Annotated in this window: 1 protein-coding gene; it reads left to right on the top strand. The window is 66.1% G+C overall.

Annotated features, from left to right (window positions below; all coding sequences use genetic code 11):
* The coding region (locus D0817_RS26990) for a hypothetical protein (RefSeq protein WP_202866536.1) at window positions 1-333 on the top strand (333 nt) is incomplete at both ends.

Genomic DNA, 333 nt, shown 5'->3' with positions numbered 1-333 from the left:
CGACGGCCGCCAGCAACGCGCGACCATCAGCGGCGGCTTCGGCGACCTCGTCGCCAACAAATTCAACGTCTACGCCACGCTCGACGTGCGTTCGCGCGATCCGATGTACCTGCGCAACCGCGAAGGCTACCTCGGCACCCAGAACTGGACCGACTACGGCTACCGCGATAACCGCAATCTGTACACCTTCCCGGGCAATCTGTACTGGACCGACAAGGCGACCAACACCTTCAAGGCCAAGTCGCTCGGCGAGTGCCGCCCCGACCGCCTGGTCCCCGCCTCGCGCCTCCTGTCGGCCGGCTCCCAGGGCACCGTCTGCGTCTACGACGACAT

The sequence above is a fragment of the Flavobacterium cupreum genome (assembly GCF_003996965.1).
Lineage (GTDB): Bacteria > Bacteroidota > Bacteroidia > Flavobacteriales > Flavobacteriaceae > Flavobacterium > Flavobacterium cupreum.
The sequence above is the reverse complement of the archived record's forward strand: the minus strand, read 5'-3'. Positions and strand labels throughout refer to the sequence as shown.